Origin of the sequence: Nostoc sp. (assembly GCF_035638895.1) — a bacterium.
In the GTDB taxonomy this organism is placed as follows: Bacteria; Cyanobacteriota; Cyanobacteriia; order Cyanobacteriales; family Nostocaceae; genus Nostoc.
This window is the reverse complement of the sequence record NZ_DASQZC010000444.1, coordinates 1-1,617: the sequence shown is the minus strand read 5'-3', so window position 1 is coordinate 1,617 and position 1,617 is coordinate 1. Positions and strand designations below refer to the sequence as shown.

Below are 1,617 nucleotides of genomic sequence, written 5' to 3'. Positions count from 1 at the left end.
CCCCGACAAAGAAGTAGTCTTCTTCGCATTAGGCTTTGAAACCACAGCTCCCAGCACCGCCTTCACCATCCTGCAAGCAGCAGCCGAAAAAATTTATAACTTTAGTATGTTTTCCAATCACGTCCTCGTGATTCCCGCCCTGAAAGCACTATTAGATAATCCTGACTTACAACTAGATGGATTTGTTGGCCCTGGACATGTCAGCATGGTAATTGGTACTGACCCATATCAATTTATTTCCCAACAATATAATAAGCCAATTGTTGTCTCAGGATTTGAACCCTTAGATATTCTCCAATCAATTTGGATGCTATTGCAACAGCTAGTAGAAAATCGTTGTGAAGTCGAAAATCAATATAATCGAATTGTCCAAAAAAGCGGAAACAAAGTAGCCCTGCAAGCCATAAATAAAGTTTTCGCCATACGAAATAGTTTTGATTGGCGCGGCTTAGGTGACATCCCCTATTCAGGATTACAAATTCAACCTGAATATGCCCAATTTGATGCCGAACTTAAATTTACCATTCCTAACCTCAAAGTAGCCGACCATAAAGCTTGTAAATGTGGAGAAATTCTCAAAGGAGTCTTAAAGCCTTGGGAGTGTAAAGTATTCGGTACAGCTTGCACACCAGAAACACCAATCGGTACTTGCATGGTATCTTCCGAAGGCGCTTGTGCAGCCTATTACAAATATGGGCGACTCTCCACCATTGCCAAAAGAACAATCACCCAAAAGCCAAAAATAACTCAAGAACCTCTCCCCGCCTGCGGCTTCTCCTCAGACTTATAATACTCCGCGTACCTTTGCGCTTCCCTTTGCGTTCCTCTGCGTTAAAAAAAAATAATATGAATTTCCCCCCCATAAATCCAATACAAAATCCTCTATTCCAAAAAATAGAACAAGTCCGCCGTCGCCAAGCTAAAGTGCAAGACACTCATATAACTCTCGCACATGGTAGCGGTGGTAAAGCCATGCGCGATTTAATAGACGATATCTTTGTCAGCAATTTTGATAACCCAATTCTCTCACAATTAGAAGACCAAGCCAGCTTCAACCTAACCCCTCTCCTCCAACAAGGAGATAGACTCGCATTTACAACAGATTCTTATGTTGTAGACCCGTTATTTTTCCCCGGTGGTGATATAGGAGAATTAGCTATAAACGGCACAGTTAATGATTTAGCTGTAAGCGGTGCTAAACCTTTATATCTAACTTGTAGCGTAATTTTAGAAGAAGGATTGCCAGTAGAAACCTTACGCCGTGTTGCAAACAGTATGAAAGCAGCCGCAGAAAAAGTGGGTATTCAAATTGTCACTGGTGACACAAAAGTTGTACATCGAGGTGCTGCCGATAAACTCTTTATTAATACTGCTGGTATTGGTATCATCCCGCGAGGAGTTAATATTTCCGCCCAGAATATTAAACCAGGAGATGCAATAATAATTAATGGTGAAATAGGCAATCATGGGACAGCCATTTTAATTGCCCGTGGAGAATTAGCCTTAGACACTAATATTGAAAGTGATTGTCAGCCGTTGCATAGCTTAGTAGAAACTATTCTCCATGTATGTCCCCAAGTTCATGCTATGCGAGATGCTACACGCGGTGGTTTAGCG

The 1,617-nt window shown here is 41.6% G+C and carries 2 protein-coding genes; both read left to right on the top strand.

What is annotated here, in order from left to right; translation table 11 throughout:
* The coding region (hypD, locus tag VE944_RS22440) for a hydrogenase formation protein HypD (protein WP_324982111.1) at positions 1 to 790 on the top strand (790 nt) is incomplete at its 5' end.
* A 56-nt stretch (positions 791 to 846) separates the two neighbouring features.
* A partial coding sequence (hypE, locus tag VE944_RS22435; RefSeq protein WP_324982108.1) for a hydrogenase expression/formation protein HypE occupies positions 847 to 1,617 on the top strand: 771 nt, incomplete at its 3' end.